We start from the raw sequence: 13,901 nt of genomic DNA, 5'->3' as shown, positions 1-13,901 counted from the left end.
ACGGGCGTTGTCCAGACGCTTGACGGCGGCACGGCTATTTCGGGCACGCGCCCCACTGCGCCACTGTTCAACCTGTTTGGCTGTCTCGGCTCCGGCGCGGACCGGCAGGGCTTTGGCGGGGCTGGCCTTGGCATGATGGTCTACCACGGTGCCGCGCCTACCAACGTGCAGTTGCAGGGCCTCGCATCGGGCACCTACACCGCTGCAACGCTGGCAACGGCGGCGGGGGCAACGCTCGCCTATCACAACACCATGGACTATTCGCAGGTTTCCGGCTCGACCATTCCATCGGCGGTCGGTAGCAATGCCACGATCATCTCTGGCGCGACGGGCTTCGAGGCTGTCACCGGGTTCATTCCAAGCGGCAAGCCGCGCTTCTACCGCCTCGGCAAGTATTACGTCTTCCCGGCTGCTATCGGTGCGACCACGGGCAAGGTGTGGTTTGAAGGCTACGCCAATGCCGGTGAGCAGGTAGCGTGCTGGGTTCGCTACCTCGACGGGACCAGCAGCGCACAGGTCCGGGCAACGGCTGATGGCTCGGGCTATTTCATCACTTCAGCAACGATCCCGGTGACCAAGCCGTTTCGCCGCTCATTCGTCTCGGTGTCTGACCCAACGCGGGTTTGCCACGAATACGACGTTATGACGGTTGACATCAAGACGCCTATCTCGGGCCAGTCGGAAGTCGAATTGCAGTTCACGGCAGCTTGGACAAGCAGCACGGACTTTACCCCTGTTGTGGCACAGACGGGCTTTTCGCAGACTTCGGCGCTCGGCACGGAAGCGGGGCCATGGGCTGCCACAACCGACTTGACCGGCATTGCCTCCAACGCCTTCCGCACGCGCAAGAGCAAGGTTGCCAAGGCTCGCCCTCGCCGTGTTCTTGGCCGTGGATGGACGCTTGGCGACGGCGGTTATGCCACTCTCGCCCGCGTGCTTACCGACCGCAATCGCAGCATTGAACTTATCAATGTGGCGCGTTCGGGCCATGCCGTTGACAACTTCATCTTTGACAAGGTGACGTTCTCGCAGGCGCTTACCCTGACAGGCTCGGGCAGTGGGCCTTATACTGCCACGATCACCCTGACTGATGCGGCTGTTCAGGCGGCATTCGCCTCGACGCTTTCGGCGGGTGACGCGGCGGCTTTGAAGGTCAACTCCAACTTCCGCAATCAGGTGCGTCCCGGCACGTTCTCGCTCAATCTTGGCGGCGGTGTGGTTATTACCGACACAAAGACGAACGACGGCGCAGGCACGCTTTCCGGCACAGGCGTTTCGAGCGGGACGATCACTTACGTTGCGGGCACCGGCACAGGCTCGGCCACTATCTCGATCACGTTCACCGGCACGCCTGCCAGCACTTCGGGCACGCTGACATGGCAGCCCAAACAGGAGACGCAGGAAGCGGGCGCAAGCAACAAGACGGCCAATCTCGACGGCTATGGCGTTCGGGAAGCGCTGGACGACATCTGCACCAACTCGCTGCGCTACGGCTTTTCGTGTGGCATCATCTGGTGGTCAACCGCCAATATCAGCGATGGCAGCGGCGGTTCGGCCATGCGGGCCTCGCTGGCTGCGAAATACGAACTGATGCGCAACCTGCTCAAGTCCTACATTCTGCCAAGCGTGACGGGTGAAGTAGCTGACCCGCCGATGATGGTTTGCGCTAAGGGCCGCGATACAGGCAACACAGGCTCGCTAATCGACAACGCGCGCCTGTTTGCCGATGACATGTGGAACAGCGCGCGCACATGGGTTCGCCGGGGCGGGCACTATTACGACAACCGCCTCGATGTTTCGACCTCGCCACACCAAACCTACAACGATGATAGCGGCCCGCGCATCGGGCGGCGCATGGGGGCCTACATTTCTGGCATCATCGGTGGTTCGCAGATCCGGGAGCCACAATTCCGGGCAGGTGCGGCCACGCGGACAAGTTCAACCGTGCTTACCGTGCCACTGTCCTACATCGGCTCCGGCTTGAACCTGACTGTTGCCAGCGGCGGCGATGCGAACGCGCTTAGCGAGTGGTATGTGGGCGGGGTTGTCGTCGCCAATGACGCGACCACGATTGCCCGCATTGCATCGGGTGGGCAGGCGGTGGAACTGGTCAAGTTGTCCGGCACTTGGGCAACTGGCGCCGAGGACAACGTGACCTATCTCGCGGGCGCACCGGGTTCGGGAACGACCCCGCCTGTCAGCCTGCTTTACGATGATCGCGGTGGTTTCGGCGGTTCGGAACCGGGCCTGCTTGTCGCGCCGAAACTGTCGTGACGGACGCCAGTGCAGTGAATTGGCTCGATCACCTCGCATCGGCAACAGGCTTCGGCATCAGTGGCGGCGCTGGTTTCTTCACGCTCAAGTGGGCGTTCGAATACTTCGGGGGGCGAATGGATAAGCGCGCTGCTGCTCTGGATGCTGGCACGCAGCGACTGATGGAGCGGCTAGAAGCCCGCGTCGATGAACTGACGAAACGGGTAACGACCGTCGAGCGCGAACTGGCCGATTGCCAGAGTAAGCACGCGGAAAGCGAGGCCAAGGCGGCGAGGCTTGAAGCGTTGATCGGTCTGACCGCGACGGGGATGAAAGCCGCATTCCCCGTCGATCCCAAGATGCCAAACGAAATGGCGGTGATGGCCGCGAAACTGGATGGGAAATCGGTATGAGCATCACACTTTCGCAGCGCTCAAAGGATCGGCTCGCAGGTGCGCACCCGGACCTCGCCAAAGTGATCGAACGTGCGGCCGCAATCTCCGACCTCGACTTCACCGTTTTGGAAGTCCTGCGCACGGTAGAACGCCAGCGGGAACTTGTGGCGAAGGGCGCGTCCAGAACGATGAACTCGCGCCACCTTCCGGGCAAGGATGGCAAGTCGCGCGCGGTGGACATTGCCCCCATGATCGGCGGGCAGGTTTCGTGGGATTGGCCGCTTTATCGCAAGCTTGCGCCGATTATCAAGCAGGCCGCTGCCGACGTTGGTGTCCCGATTGAATGGGGTGGGGACTGGCGTTCGTTCAAGGATGGCCCGCACTGGCAATTGCCGTTCGGGAAATATCCATGAACCGCCCGGACCCCCGCGCCGTGGCAGGCGGCGGCATATTCGGCCTCTCGCTGCTCGTGCTGGTCATGCTCTATTTCAAGCCAGCGCTGGGCGACAGCGACCTGTTCAAGATGCTGGCACAGGCGATCATCACGCAAGGCCTGATCGGGCTGGCGATGGCGTTCTACTTCACCGCGCAACATCGTGGCGGGGCTTCTGGCAAGCCCGACGATCCGGTTCACATCGAAGAGGATGGGCCCGATGCTTAAATCCCTGTTCCGCAAACTGGCTCGCAAGGTGGTGGGTAAATCCGCCGCCGAAGTCATCGCAGACAAGGCAGACCGCGCGCTGGTCAAGGAACTGGACCGCAGGACAGGCGGGCTTGCGTCAAAGGCGGATGAGGTGTTTTGAACAACTAAGGGCGGCGCGACCGGGTTCCCCCAATCCATACGCCGCCCTGTGGTGCCGGGGACAGGTGAAATGGAACTTCACCCATCGCCCGGACTTCTAGCCCGATACATGGCACCTAGCGCTAGGTGTGGCCCATGTAGAGCGGGAAACTGTTGCTGCGGCTTATCCGGAGTTTCACCGGGCCGGTTTGCACGCGACCAAAATCACGCTCTGCCGTTCTTCTCGGGTCGCCGCAGCATAGCGCTTATACCCCGCCATGGGTTCCGCTGCAACCTGTCTGCCGATGTGGTCGGGTCAGCCAATTACCAGCGGGATGGGGAAACCCTAGCGTGGCCTATTCGGCCATTCCCAACCGAGAAACGCAGCAGTGCCGGATGCAAGCGCAAACAAACCTCTCCCCCAAGGTTTCCATTCGGATACCTGGACCCAATCCCAAGCGATGAATGAGACGATGAATGTGGTCATGCCAAAAAACAGCAAGACTGCCGATATGGCGCGGATTACTCGCATCTCACTTACTCCAATCGCGGGCTTCGATGGCGGTGGCGATGTCGTCATGGTGCAGGGTTTCGGGCTGGCTGTTCAGCCAATCCACGATCCGCCCCGGCACTTCCCGCGCCTCGGCAAGTTCGGCCTCGACCACAGATAGTTTGACCGTCAAGTGAGACACTTGCTCGGCGTAGTGGTCGCGTTGATGGGTCATTCCGGCAAGTTGGGCCTGTAGCGCTGCGATCTGTTCCGCTGCCGGGGTGGCTGACACCGCGTTCATGGCGTTGGCTGCACAGGCTGCTGAAACGCTGGTCAACTCACTACTCATGTCCCGGTCCTTCACCCCGACGCAGCGAAACACCGCTGATTGGCGAAATGCAAGCGCGACATAATTCCGCCCGATGAAAATGCACGCGGCTTTCGATGGCATCGGCTGCGCTGGTAGGCATGTGAGGCTGTTTGTGCAGAACAGGAGATACCAGATCATTGCGTCGGTCCTTTCGCGCGGAGGGCTGCTTCACAGATTGCGAGGGGAAGGTGTTCACAATCCTCGGCATCGACGTAAAACTCATCGGGGTCTTCGGCCATAAGGTGCATATCATTGCCAGCCAGGCCAACGTGCCAAAGCATATCGTCTGTGCGGCGTATTTCGATGCTATCCCACCCTTCCGGCACCAACATCAATGCGGCATCGGTGTAGGCTTCATCGTCGAGGAAGCGGTAAAAGCGGAAAGCGTGCAAATCACTGACTGCACATTCCTCTGAGGTGTGATCTTTGGACCGCAGGCTCGGGAATAACTTCCTGTAAGCCGCATCCAACACCTCCCGCACATCCGGCGATGCTTGATCTATGCGATCGGTGGTCATGCTTCGTCTCCGAGGGCTTGGCGGGCTGCGTCGATGTAGGCATCAACCTCGCTCGGTGCGTAGCGCACGCCATGAAACTCGTCTGGCACCGATATGTAGAAGTTGTGCGGTGGGCAGCTATGGTCGCGGAGCCAGCGGTAACGGGCGGCATCCGCTTCCACATCACCCGCCTGCGCAACGATCAGTTGGCCGGTGCGGTGAAGTGCCGCGACGATCTCATCAGCGTGAGCGACCATATGTGACCGCAGCGCAAAAGCATCGGCGGTCGTGCTATCTGGCTTACGGTATGCGGACAGCAGCCCTTCCAGCGTCTTTGCAAGGTCCATTGGGTTGGTCATGGCTTTGGCTCCGGTCGATAGGCGATGGCCCGCGCTTGGTCAGGGGTGGTCATGATTCACCTCGATAGGCTGCGAGGGCGGATTCGGCTCGCTCGAAGTCTGCAAGCGACAGATTACCGATATTGTAACCGCCGATCTGTGTGACGAAAAATTCATCATGGTCGTTCTGCAATGCCGACGCGGATTCGCGCGCTTCTTCGGCCAATGCTGCGAACGGCTCCAGCGCCTCAACCAGCCCATCGTCAGGAACGGCAGGCGGGTGCGCGTAGAACCTCGTCACCTGCGCGGTAACTCCAGGCCACATTCCAGTAATATCAATCCAGTGTTCTCCGCCGATCCAGCGATCAGGGAAATCTTCACTCGCCTCAAAAAATGCAATATCCCATGTAGCGCTAGGATTGTGGATCAGGATCGTCTGTTCACCAAGCATATCATCGCGAACAGGCAAGCGATCTATAAATGCCACCATTGGCAATTCCATAATGGTAGCAACAGGCGTCGGATCGGGCGTGCGGGTGGCGAGAATGTCGCGCTCGAAACGGGCGAAGGCTTGCCGCATCTCGCAGTCATCTCCAAGATGCTGGCTGAAACGTGCTAGGCCGTAACCACCTTTCTGGTTCATCCATTCAACCAGCCTGCGTGAAATCGCATCAGCCGCTTCTCGCGCACGCTGGCTCACTTCCGGTTCGGTCTTGTCGGTCATGGTCGGTCCTTCGGGGTGTGGGGGAGGTGTTCGCCGCAAAAGTCATTGATCGCCATGACCGGGCGGTATTGCTCAAAGCTGGTCGGACCTAGGCGAAGAGGCGGATAGCGTCGGCACGGTCCCGGATCGTAGACGCGACCTGAAACCCGTCCGCCCCACCACCGGCAAGTCTCGCACTTATCCATGACCGGCATCCTTGGCCTGTTTGAGCGTATAGGCTGGAACCCAGTGATTGCCGTCGAATGCCCAAACCTTGGAAAAGGGTCTGCGCCAAGTCACTCGCCAACGGCCCCAAAAGAATCCGCCTGCATTGCCGCATCGCACAGGCACAAACTTACATGGAGGCTTTCGGAGCCGTTCAATTTGCAAGATCGGTGCGGGGTTTTTCACAAAGTAGCGGAAGACAATGTTATCCATGACCAGCCTCGCGGGATTTTAGGGCGCGGAAGCCAGCGAGCGTCCGCATGGCGTTAAGCTGCTCAAGCGTCATATCTACGGTGACGCAGCCATTGTGATCGACCGGCGGTGCGACTTCACCGGCCCACTTGATTGCCCCCACCAGTTCCGCCTCAGCTGAGGCTTTTCCTGCCTGATAGAGTTTGTTCCGCTGGCGGCTAATCTCGACGCAGACATCATTCACGGACAAACCTTCGCCGGTAGTGCTGCCCATGGTTGCGTGGCTGATGATGTTCCGGCGTTCAGCCCGCGCATGCTCCTCGCGCTCTGCAAAGGCGCGCTGGGCGTAGAGTGCGACAATATCCAGTGATGCTGGGCCGGTCAGTAATCCAGCGCCATGCAGTGCTTGTGCGAAATCTTCCGCCCACTGCTCGGGCTGTTCATCGGTCATGGCTTGGGTTCCTGGATGAGGTGAGCGCGGACGCGAAGGCCGATAGGGGTAAGTCGCGGCGGCCAGTGTTCCGTAAGGCCATGCCGATGAAGCGCGCGAAATGTCGTCGTCGCGATACGCAAACCCGTTGGGTAAAGTGACGGGATTACTCCGTTTGAAGCGCACAACATGGCGCGTTTCTGCGTGTCGCTCAGCCCCTTCATAATGTCTTCGATGCTATCCATTGGTTATCTCCGGGGTGTGGGGCTGATGCTCTCCGCAGTAGTCGGACGGCTGAATGTTCTGCGGAAAGATGCTGCCACAAGCATCGTTGAAGATCGGAGCACGGCGGCGGCATTCTCCCCGCTCAGCGTAGAACCACCGGCAAGTCTCGCACCGCATAGGCTTTACATCAGACATGGGGTGGCTCCTTTGGGGTGGCGGGCGCATGAACCGGGCTGGCAGGCTTGGGGGAATTACAGAGCGAGCATCGCCGGGTGCAGTAGTCGCATCCGTATTCAGGATCGACGCACGCCCATTCCTCGACGCAATCAGATACGAAGCCTTCGCCGCCGCATTCGTAACAGCCATCATCAATGTCGTCGTAGTCGTCAGGATCGGGACGCCCATCATTTCCCATGATCGTCACCTTTCACGCGGGTAAGGAGAGCGGAAAGGCGATCATAATCGTCACCATGCACGCAGCCGGTCATCCATCCGTCATGGCCCCTGCGCTCAAGTTCGCTGAGAACAGCGCGCGCCGCATCCACCAGTTCGTTGTTTGCTGATGCGCCGGGGTATAGCGGGGTTTCGGTCGGGGTCTGCTCGTATGCGCATAGGTCGTCATCGCGCTCCAGTTCCAGCCAGACTTCACCATCAACTGCATACATCCAAGCAACCGGCTCCCCGACCTCGCCATAAGCGACTCCGCCGTCGAAAGGCTCATGCTCTGCGCGGATGCCGTCGGGGTGAATTGGATGTAGATCATTTGGGTTGCTCCGAATAAATAGGAAAGCCATAACGCAGGCTGTCTTGGCGATCCCACCGCTCAATAAGCGTTTCCATCGCGGCCAATGACAGGACCGAACCACCCATCGGACTGATTACCGGGCGAGGTTTATCTTGGCGCTTTTTCCGGTCCACCCATGACCGATATTCAGCCTGGTGCTTCGCCCGCGCCTTGGCTTTGCGCTGCTTATGAAAAGCCTTCGCTTGTCGGTTCCGCCCCTCACTCACGACCCTGCCTCCGCTTTGGTGATGGCTGATCGGGCGGCTTGCAGTGGTTCGGGGAAGTCGCCGCAAAGTTGATCGTCAACAATCTCGACCAGAGCCTTCAACGCCTCAAGCAGTTCGGTATCTACCGTGCGGGTGTTCCAGGCGGTGATGGCCTCGGCTTCGGTGGCTCCATAAACCCAAATCAAATGGCTCGGGTCACTTCCCGCGCAGTTAACGCCCCAAGCGCCGCCACGATTCCGGATAAGAGGATCATCACGACATATAGGACAAGCCTTCAACTCTCCCGGCGTATGTGTGGGGTTAGGCATCTTGGCCTCCGTTGGTGAGGGTTTCATGCGACGAACGCCGGTTGGCCGTTGAGCGGCTTCCACTTGATGGCAATCCAGCCCTTTTCGGGGCGATGCACCCAACCGTCCCGGTCAACGACACGATGCGATCCGCTTTCCAGCACAAAAACAGTCATTGGATCGGGGACGCTATACTCCGCGCCATCGCCGTAAACGTAGGTCCGAACCTCTTCACTTGAGGTGTCGATTTTTGTGGTCATGCGGCGGTCCTTTCAAACAGGAGTTTAGGCTCGATGGGATGCTTGTCGGCACGCGGGCGGCTCGGCACGCTCCACGACTTACCCGGCGTCTCTGCGATCATCTTCCAGCCAGCAGCGACCAGTGACGTTCCTGGCTCTCGCTTGAGAATGTATGTTCCGATACGGCGATACCCGAGCGCGAACGCAGCCCGAGCAGCTGCACCGTAGAGAAATGAGCATGCGTTCGGCGTGCCGTCTGTGCAAAGCCGGGTGACTTCCAAGGTCATGCCATCGTCGCGGCGGCGAGCAACTGGACGGCCCACGATGACCACGCCCACCAGCCTGTCAGCAATCATGGCGGCGATGCTGAATTTGTGACCCTGCGGCGGGGTATGGTGCCGATGCAGTTGGCGCACGAACTCCGAAGCGTCCTCAAACGCGATTGGCGCGGCCACGATGCGCCCACCCGCTCCCCCGCCACATTCCAAGCCATTGCCCGAAACCGAAGATGCTGCCCCGGTGTGATCGGACGAAACGCCCGAAACATCGGGGGTCGCGGTTAACGCTTTTTCAAGGGGGATCATGCGACCAACTCCCCGTTCTTGTCCTTGGTTAGCTTCTCGCCGTCCGCGTAAACGGCGTATCGGTCGCCAGCGTAGTAAGCCCCATACCAAGCCATGATCGCCGCAATGCTGGCCGCGTCGCAGCGAACCGCCGCGACTTTCGGTGCCGCGTCGCTGTTGACGAACCTTAGTTCTATGGGGTTGCGCTCGCCCATCTCGGGCGCGATATTCAGATCATCCATGGCGCGGTTCCTTCGCGTTTGTGGTCAGGGCTGGGGAGAGATTGGCGTCTCTTTCTAGCCCGAAATGGTTTGCCATCGAGTTCGGGACGCGGCGGTTTTCCGTAGGCCGGAAACACAGGTTCGCCATCGCTAACTCATTGACGCGGCTAGAATAGCTGAATCCAGCCCTGTCCACCACTAGTTTTTTGCTAATGCCAGCAATCACTTAGGTTTTTCCTCTGATTCGGTGGCCTCAATGGCGAACCAATTTGAAAGGTTCGCCATCGCGCTATCGGCCATCTTGGCTTTGTTGGCCTGTTCGGCGTAGCGCATGAACTCCTTGTCGGTCTTGTGTCCGGTCACGGCGCGGCCTTCAAGAACGCTCGCGCCATGCTCTGCCATGATTCGGCTGATTGCCTTGCGAAGGCCATGCGGGGAGCAATTCGGAATGCCAGCCTTGACGCAGGCGCGCTTGAACCAATTGTAGAAGCCTGTCGGGGTGTAAGGCTCGCCATACATCGTCTCGATGTAGGTTGGCCCCTTGGTCGGGCACGCATCGATTGCCGCGATCATGGCGGCGCTCATCCTGATGTCCGTGTCGCTGTCGTTCTTGGTGTGCGACAGGATCAGGCGGTCGCCCTTGCGGTTGCCTTTGCCGACCGTGAGGACATCGGACTTGCGCAGCGCAGTGCCGAGCAACAGTTCCTTTGCCAGCCTCTCGCGCGTCCCGATAGGCCAGCGAGCATCGAACGCAGCCAGTTCGGCATCGGTCCAGCAGTGGAAGCCTTCACCCTTCTTCTTGAATGCCTGGGTGACTTCTACGGGATTGTCCGTGCGCCAGCCCAAGAGGATCGCATGGCGGTGCAGGCGTGAAAGCGTCTTGCGCAGATTGTTGGCAGCGGCGGGCTTGTCGGCCATATCAGCGATTCGCTTTGCCACATTTGCGGCGGTCACCTTGCGCGCGTCTTTCGTGCCGTTCTTGGCGCGGAACCGCTCGATGATGCTGCGATAGGTCTTCTTGCTGCTCTCGGCCATCTCGATCCACGCCACGGTGCCATAGAAGCTTTGCGCCAGTGCATCATAGGTGAACGGCGCGAACTGCTCCACAGGGGGCGTCTCGGCCTTCTGTGCGGCATAGAGTTCCGTCAGGAAGTCCGGCGAACCCGGCGCGTTCTTGAAATGATAATCAGGCAGTCCCTTTTTACGGAAGCGATAGCGCTTCTTGCCGTGGCGGTCCTTCCACTCGGTCACGTTTTCAGGGAGCCACTTGCGACGGTTCATCAGTCGAGTTCCTGCCCCATGTCATCGTCGTTCATATGCTTGCGAACGGTGATTTCCAGTTTTCCGTCGATCCCGATAGCAACGCGGACTTCCTCATAGCCAAGCCCTTCGACGGCCTTGACCGCACGGCGCAAGTCGGATTGCTTGAAGCGGGCCGGTGCACTCATGCTGCAAACAACTCCATCTGTTCGGGCATCCCCAGCACAGCGCCCCATTGCGCAGCACAGGCGGCTGCAACGCCGGGGAACGTCTCGCTACGCAACCGCGCGCGCTCCGGCCCCGGTGGCATCCGGTGCACGCGGCTCCATGACTTGTGTTCGTCGGTGCCTTTCGCTGGCGGGACAAGCCGGTTCGTCGGGCGAAGGTCTGGCAGGCCGATCAACTCGAACCCTGTAGCCTTGAAGAACGGCTCCCCGAACCACCACGGCTGCACGAATTGCGTGCGCCCGCGTCCTGTCAGGCGGATTGCGTGTTCGTGCATGACGGGGTTCTCGATGGCCTTGCGCTCGATCGGTGCATTGCGGCACGTGCGATAGAAGCCGGCGGCGGCGTCCAGTTCGGACCAGCGCGCCTCATCGCGCCCGTTCACCTTCTTGCCACCGATGTAGAGCCAGCGCCCGCCCGAGTTGCAAAGCACGGTGCAGGGCGGGTGCATCACGGCGAGCAAGTCCCATCCGGCGTTGAGGTGGTTACGCAGATCATCGCGGATATGGCGGTTGCTGCCGTCGTCTGCGGGTTCGGTATCGCAGGACCAGGCATCGAAGCCGAGGGCGAGGAAAGCGCGGCGCATGACGCCGGAGCGTTCGCAGCCGATGAGGACGCGGGGTGTCATCCCCCCACCCCCTCAAACCCGCGCGCCGTCTCGGCAACATCGGCCAGCGTCTCCCATGCCTCGTAGGTCATGCCGCGAGCCTTTCCGCTTCGGTGCGCAACGTCGTTACGTCCACGCCTGCCCATGTTGACCAGAGCGCCAAGGCTCGATCTGTGAAGGCGGCGCGTTCGGCTTCATTCATCGCCCGGTTGCTGGTGCTGTGCCGCTTGCGCAGGGTGTCCCCGCTTGGAAGGCGGATTTCATCGAACATGCGCAGCTTGTCGCGCGTCAGGTCGTGCAGGTCGGTTTCGTCCAGCGTCAGGCCGTGTGACTGGTTGAGCAATTCCACGACCACCCCGGCACAAACCCAATACAGGCCGCGACGGCGCTGGTTGGCAATGCCGCCCTTGACTTCGACGCGCACGCGGCCCTTGATGTCGCGCATCGCTTCCTCGGCTGCACGATTGGCAGGCTTGAGCATTCCAAGGCGGGCTTCAAAATAGAGGGGTGCTTTTTCGATGCTCACGCCGCTTTCCTTTGGCTTAGTCCCCACTGGACGTTCATGTAGGCGATGGCCTGTTCTGGGCGCTTGCCGATGCTTTCCAGCCAGACGGCTTCGCGCACCTTGTGGCAGTCCAAATGGCAGGCGTTGCAGAGCGGCATTTGCCAGCGGTGTTCACGGCGGCGGGCCTTGCCATCGAACTCAAGCCGGGTGTGGTGGCAAACGTGGGAGCGTCCACCGCAACCAAAACAGGGCTGGTCACGCAAGTGCGCCTCAAAGGCCCGTTCCGCCGTGTTGGGGATCGGGTTGTAGCGTTCCTTGATGCGCTTGTGGTTCGGTGACCAGCCCATGGTTCAGTCCAGCCCGACCGCAGTCTTGTAGACTTCCAGCACGGCTTCCATTTCGCGCCGGTCGTCGGGCTTCATGGCTCGCAGGCGCATGATCTGCTTCATAATCTTGGCATCGTAGCCGGTGGCCTTGGCTTCATCGAAAACGCCTTTAAGGTCTTCGGCAATGCCCTTCTTTTCTTCTTCAAGGCGTTCGGCGCGTTCGATCAAAAGGCGGAGGCGGTCATCGCTCATGGTCTTGTCCTTTGTGTGGTGGGGTTAGAAAATGCCGCGATTGCTGACGAATGGGATCGAATCGTCCAGATCGTCTCCAGCGAACCCACCTGCATGGCCCTGCGAACCGTCTGGCTCCCGGCGATCACCGCCCTGCGGCGCGCCCTGAATGCTGACATGATCGGCGCGGCACTGAATGTAGGTCTTGCCGTTATGCTCGCGTGTGGACATTTCACCCGACACGGTGACCTTGCTGCCCTTGCGGAGAATGCGGGACAGCCCTTCGGCACCTTTGCCCCACTTGGTCACGTCAACCCATGTGGTGGCCTTGCGGTCGCCGTAGCCGGTCGAGACGCCAACGCTGAATGAGCAAAATTCCTTGCCGTCCTGCGTAGTCTTGAACTCGGCGTCCTTGCCGGTGTTTCCAGCCAGTGTGAGGATAAGCATTTATGCGGCCTTTCGGTAGTTAGACAGCCAGTCTTTGACTGCGTTGATCTGTTCGTAAGTGAGGGCCTTGAGGCTGGTGACTTCGAACGCGCGGCACAGTTCGCCCGGTTCGATCTGCTTTTTGTGAAGCTGGTCAGAAACCCAATCGCGGGTTTTGTCGTTGATCGGGCCGGTAGGCAGTTCGGCCTTGGGTTCTGGCTCGGGCGCAAACTCGCGCGTCACCTGCGCAACGTATTTGCTGTCGTCATACAGGCCGAGGAATACGTCGGCGTTGAAGCCTAATTGCGAGAGCAATTTCGTAATCGCATCGGTGGTGGCCTTCTTCGGCGCGTCACTGTCGAGACGTTCCTTGACCTTCCATTCCGCACCGCCAATGACCGGCCCGAACGTGTTTTCCCGGTCGCCATGCCAAAGCGTGACGCGGACCAGCACAAGGTTATCGTGGAAGATGGGCGCTTCTGCGATGTAGCCCCAACCTTGACCGATTGGACCGAATGCGCGGGTCGCTTCCATGATCTGCGATTGAGCGCAAATGCTGGTGAAGCCGCCGCGCTGGTTGACCTTCTTCGTGTTGTCCGGGTTGGTCTTGGAAACCTTGTTCCAAAGGTGCATCGTATCAGTCATGCGGCCCTCTTGCATTCGGTGAAGGTCACGCCGGGAATATCGCGGCGGGTGGCGGGGGACCGGGCGTCCTTGTCGGCAAGTTCCTGGAGCATCACATGGAACGCCTCGGGGCTGGCCTTGAGGTAGTGCTTCAAGGCTTCGCGCGGATCGGTAATTTCAGCCTGCCAGAACGTCCGAAGGCCGGTAGGCGCGCGTTCGATCTTGTTTGCCACACTTGCCAGTTTGCCAGCGGTCTTGAGTTCCGCTTCTGCCTGATAGCGTTCGTCCAGATCATCGCTGTGCAAAGCGGCTTGTGCGGCTTTCTGGCGGGCATCTGCTTCCTCGCGCACCTTGCGGGCGGCTTCATCCTTCGCTGCCTGCTTGGCGGTCTTGTAGGGCGTCTGGCGGTCACGTAATTCCGTGATGGCAATGTCTGCCTTGCGGATCGGTTCACGCCATTCGTCGTCAACCGCCTTT

Annotated in this window: 26 protein-coding genes; 5 read left to right on the top strand and 21 right to left on the bottom strand. The window is 60.1% G+C overall.

Translation table 11 applies throughout. The features are described 5' to 3' along the window. The 5 genes from RM192_RS16185 to RM192_RS16165 form a co-directional block, all read left to right on the top strand. A partial coding sequence (locus tag RM192_RS16185; protein WP_311508660.1) for a hypothetical protein occupies positions 1-2,274 on the top strand: 2,274 nt, incomplete at its 5' end. Beyond that, positions 2,271-2,666 carry a hypothetical protein gene (locus RM192_RS16180; protein WP_311506645.1) on the top strand — a complete coding sequence of 132 codons (396 nt, stop codon included), beginning with the start codon at positions 2,271-2,273 and terminating at the stop codon, positions 2,664-2,666. The genes RM192_RS16185 and RM192_RS16180, both read left to right, overlap by 4 nt. Beyond that, the gene (locus tag RM192_RS16175) at positions 2,663-3,061 is read left to right on the top strand and encodes a M15 family metallopeptidase (RefSeq protein WP_311506646.1); all 399 of its coding nucleotides are present in this window, start codon (positions 2,663-2,665) and stop codon (positions 3,059-3,061) included. Before RM192_RS16180 ends, RM192_RS16175 begins: the two co-directional genes overlap by 4 nt. Further along, complete coding sequence (locus RM192_RS16170; RefSeq protein ID WP_311506647.1) at positions 3,058-3,309, top strand: hypothetical protein; 252 nt, start codon at positions 3,058-3,060, stop codon at positions 3,307-3,309. The genes RM192_RS16175 and RM192_RS16170 overlap by 4 nt, the downstream gene beginning before the upstream one ends. Then, a complete protein-coding gene (locus tag RM192_RS16165; protein ID WP_311506648.1) occupies positions 3,302-3,451 on the top strand; it encodes a hypothetical protein in 150 nt (49 codons plus the stop codon). The genes RM192_RS16170 and RM192_RS16165 overlap by 8 nt, the downstream gene beginning before the upstream one ends. A 511-nt stretch (positions 3,452-3,962) precedes the next feature. Here RM192_RS16165 and RM192_RS16160 read toward each other — a convergent pair. The 21 genes from RM192_RS16160 to RM192_RS16060 all read right to left on the bottom strand — a co-directional run. Beyond that, positions 3,963-4,268 (bottom strand): hypothetical protein, encoded by a 306-nt coding sequence (locus RM192_RS16160; RefSeq protein ID WP_311506649.1) that lies wholly within the window; start codon positions 4,266-4,268, stop codon positions 3,963-3,965. 155 nt (positions 4,269-4,423) lie between these two features. Continuing rightward, complete coding sequence (locus tag RM192_RS16155) at positions 4,424-4,807, bottom strand: hypothetical protein (RefSeq protein ID WP_311506650.1); 384 nt, start codon at positions 4,805-4,807, stop codon at positions 4,424-4,426. Then, complete coding sequence (locus tag RM192_RS16150) at positions 4,804-5,145, bottom strand: hypothetical protein (protein ID WP_311506651.1); 342 nt, start codon at positions 5,143-5,145, stop codon at positions 4,804-4,806. The genes RM192_RS16155 and RM192_RS16150 overlap by 4 nt, the downstream gene beginning before the upstream one ends. Before the next feature lie 49 nt (positions 5,146-5,194). After that, the gene (locus RM192_RS16145) at positions 5,195-5,848 is read right to left on the bottom strand and encodes a hypothetical protein (RefSeq protein WP_311506652.1); all 654 of its coding nucleotides are present in this window, start codon (positions 5,846-5,848) and stop codon (positions 5,195-5,197) included. A 409-nt stretch (positions 5,849-6,257) separates the two neighbouring features. Next, entirely contained in the window at positions 6,258-6,695 is a 438-nt protein-coding gene (locus RM192_RS16140; protein ID WP_311506653.1) for a hypothetical protein, read from the bottom strand. A 391-nt stretch (positions 6,696-7,086) separates the two neighbouring features. Further along, positions 7,087-7,314: a hypothetical protein gene (locus RM192_RS16135; RefSeq protein ID WP_311506654.1), complete on the bottom strand. Its 228-nt coding sequence runs from the start codon at positions 7,312-7,314 to the stop codon at positions 7,087-7,089. Continuing rightward, on the bottom strand, positions 7,304-7,564 hold the full coding sequence (locus RM192_RS16130) for a hypothetical protein (RefSeq protein ID WP_311508659.1): 261 nt from the start codon (positions 7,562-7,564) through the stop codon (positions 7,304-7,306). The genes RM192_RS16135 and RM192_RS16130 overlap by 11 nt, the downstream gene beginning before the upstream one ends. A 94-nt stretch (positions 7,565-7,658) precedes the next feature. Beyond that, positions 7,659-7,910, bottom strand: coding sequence for a hypothetical protein (locus RM192_RS16125; protein WP_311506656.1), 252 nt, complete (start codon positions 7,908-7,910; stop codon positions 7,659-7,661). Continuing rightward, entirely contained in the window at positions 7,907-8,218 is a 312-nt protein-coding gene (locus RM192_RS20080; protein WP_409233837.1) for a Lar family restriction alleviation protein, read from the bottom strand. The genes RM192_RS16125 and RM192_RS20080 overlap by 4 nt, the downstream gene beginning before the upstream one ends. A gap of 23 nt (positions 8,219-8,241) precedes the next feature. Beyond that, positions 8,242-8,457: a hypothetical protein gene (locus tag RM192_RS16115; RefSeq protein WP_311506658.1), complete on the bottom strand. Its 216-nt coding sequence runs from the start codon at positions 8,455-8,457 to the stop codon at positions 8,242-8,244. Next, on the bottom strand, positions 8,454-9,020 hold the full coding sequence (locus RM192_RS16110) for an XF1762 family protein (RefSeq protein ID WP_311506659.1): 567 nt from the start codon (positions 9,018-9,020) through the stop codon (positions 8,454-8,456). Before RM192_RS16110 ends, RM192_RS16115 begins: the two co-directional genes overlap by 4 nt. After that, positions 9,017-9,241: a hypothetical protein gene (locus RM192_RS16105; RefSeq protein ID WP_311506660.1), complete on the bottom strand. Its 225-nt coding sequence runs from the start codon at positions 9,239-9,241 to the stop codon at positions 9,017-9,019. The genes RM192_RS16110 and RM192_RS16105 overlap by 4 nt, the downstream gene beginning before the upstream one ends. Before the next feature lie 201 nt (positions 9,242-9,442). Beyond that, positions 9,443-10,501 carry a tyrosine-type recombinase/integrase gene (locus RM192_RS16100; RefSeq protein ID WP_311506597.1) on the bottom strand — a complete coding sequence of 353 codons (1,059 nt, stop codon included), beginning with the start codon at positions 10,499-10,501 and terminating at the stop codon, positions 9,443-9,445. Further along, a complete protein-coding gene (locus RM192_RS16095) occupies positions 10,501-10,668 on the bottom strand; it encodes a hypothetical protein (RefSeq protein ID WP_311506598.1) in 168 nt (55 codons plus the stop codon). Before RM192_RS16095 ends, RM192_RS16100 begins: the two co-directional genes overlap by 1 nt. Then, on the bottom strand, positions 10,665-11,333 hold the full coding sequence (locus RM192_RS16090; protein WP_311506599.1) for a hypothetical protein: 669 nt from the start codon (positions 11,331-11,333) through the stop codon (positions 10,665-10,667). The genes RM192_RS16095 and RM192_RS16090 overlap by 4 nt, the downstream gene beginning before the upstream one ends. Before the next feature lie 67 nt (positions 11,334-11,400). Further along, positions 11,401-11,838, bottom strand: a complete 438-nt coding sequence (locus tag RM192_RS16085) for a hypothetical protein (RefSeq protein ID WP_311506600.1) — start codon at positions 11,836-11,838, stop codon at positions 11,401-11,403. Further along, positions 11,835-12,164: a hypothetical protein gene (locus RM192_RS16080; RefSeq protein WP_311506601.1), complete on the bottom strand. Its 330-nt coding sequence runs from the start codon at positions 12,162-12,164 to the stop codon at positions 11,835-11,837. The genes RM192_RS16085 and RM192_RS16080 overlap by 4 nt, the downstream gene beginning before the upstream one ends. Positions 12,165-12,167: 3 nt before the next feature. Beyond that, complete coding sequence (locus tag RM192_RS16075) at positions 12,168-12,395, bottom strand: DUF2312 domain-containing protein (protein ID WP_311506602.1); 228 nt, start codon at positions 12,393-12,395, stop codon at positions 12,168-12,170. A 24-nt stretch (positions 12,396-12,419) separates the two neighbouring features. Then, positions 12,420-12,821, bottom strand: a complete 402-nt coding sequence (locus tag RM192_RS16070) for a single-stranded DNA-binding protein (RefSeq protein ID WP_311506603.1) — start codon at positions 12,819-12,821, stop codon at positions 12,420-12,422. Further along, positions 12,822-13,445 (bottom strand): hypothetical protein, encoded by a 624-nt coding sequence (locus RM192_RS16065; RefSeq protein ID WP_311506604.1) that lies wholly within the window; start codon positions 13,443-13,445, stop codon positions 12,822-12,824. It lies immediately after the preceding gene. Further along, the coding region (locus RM192_RS16060; RefSeq protein WP_311508658.1) for a hypothetical protein at positions 13,442-13,901 on the bottom strand (460 nt) is incomplete at its 5' end. The genes RM192_RS16060 and RM192_RS16065, both read right to left, overlap by 4 nt.

Origin of the sequence: Novosphingobium sp. MMS21-SN21R (assembly GCF_031846015.1) — a bacterium.
GTDB lineage: Bacteria > Pseudomonadota > Alphaproteobacteria > Sphingomonadales > Sphingomonadaceae > Novosphingobium.
Note: the sequence above shows the minus strand (reverse complement) of the source record. Positions and strands in the feature narration are given on the sequence as shown.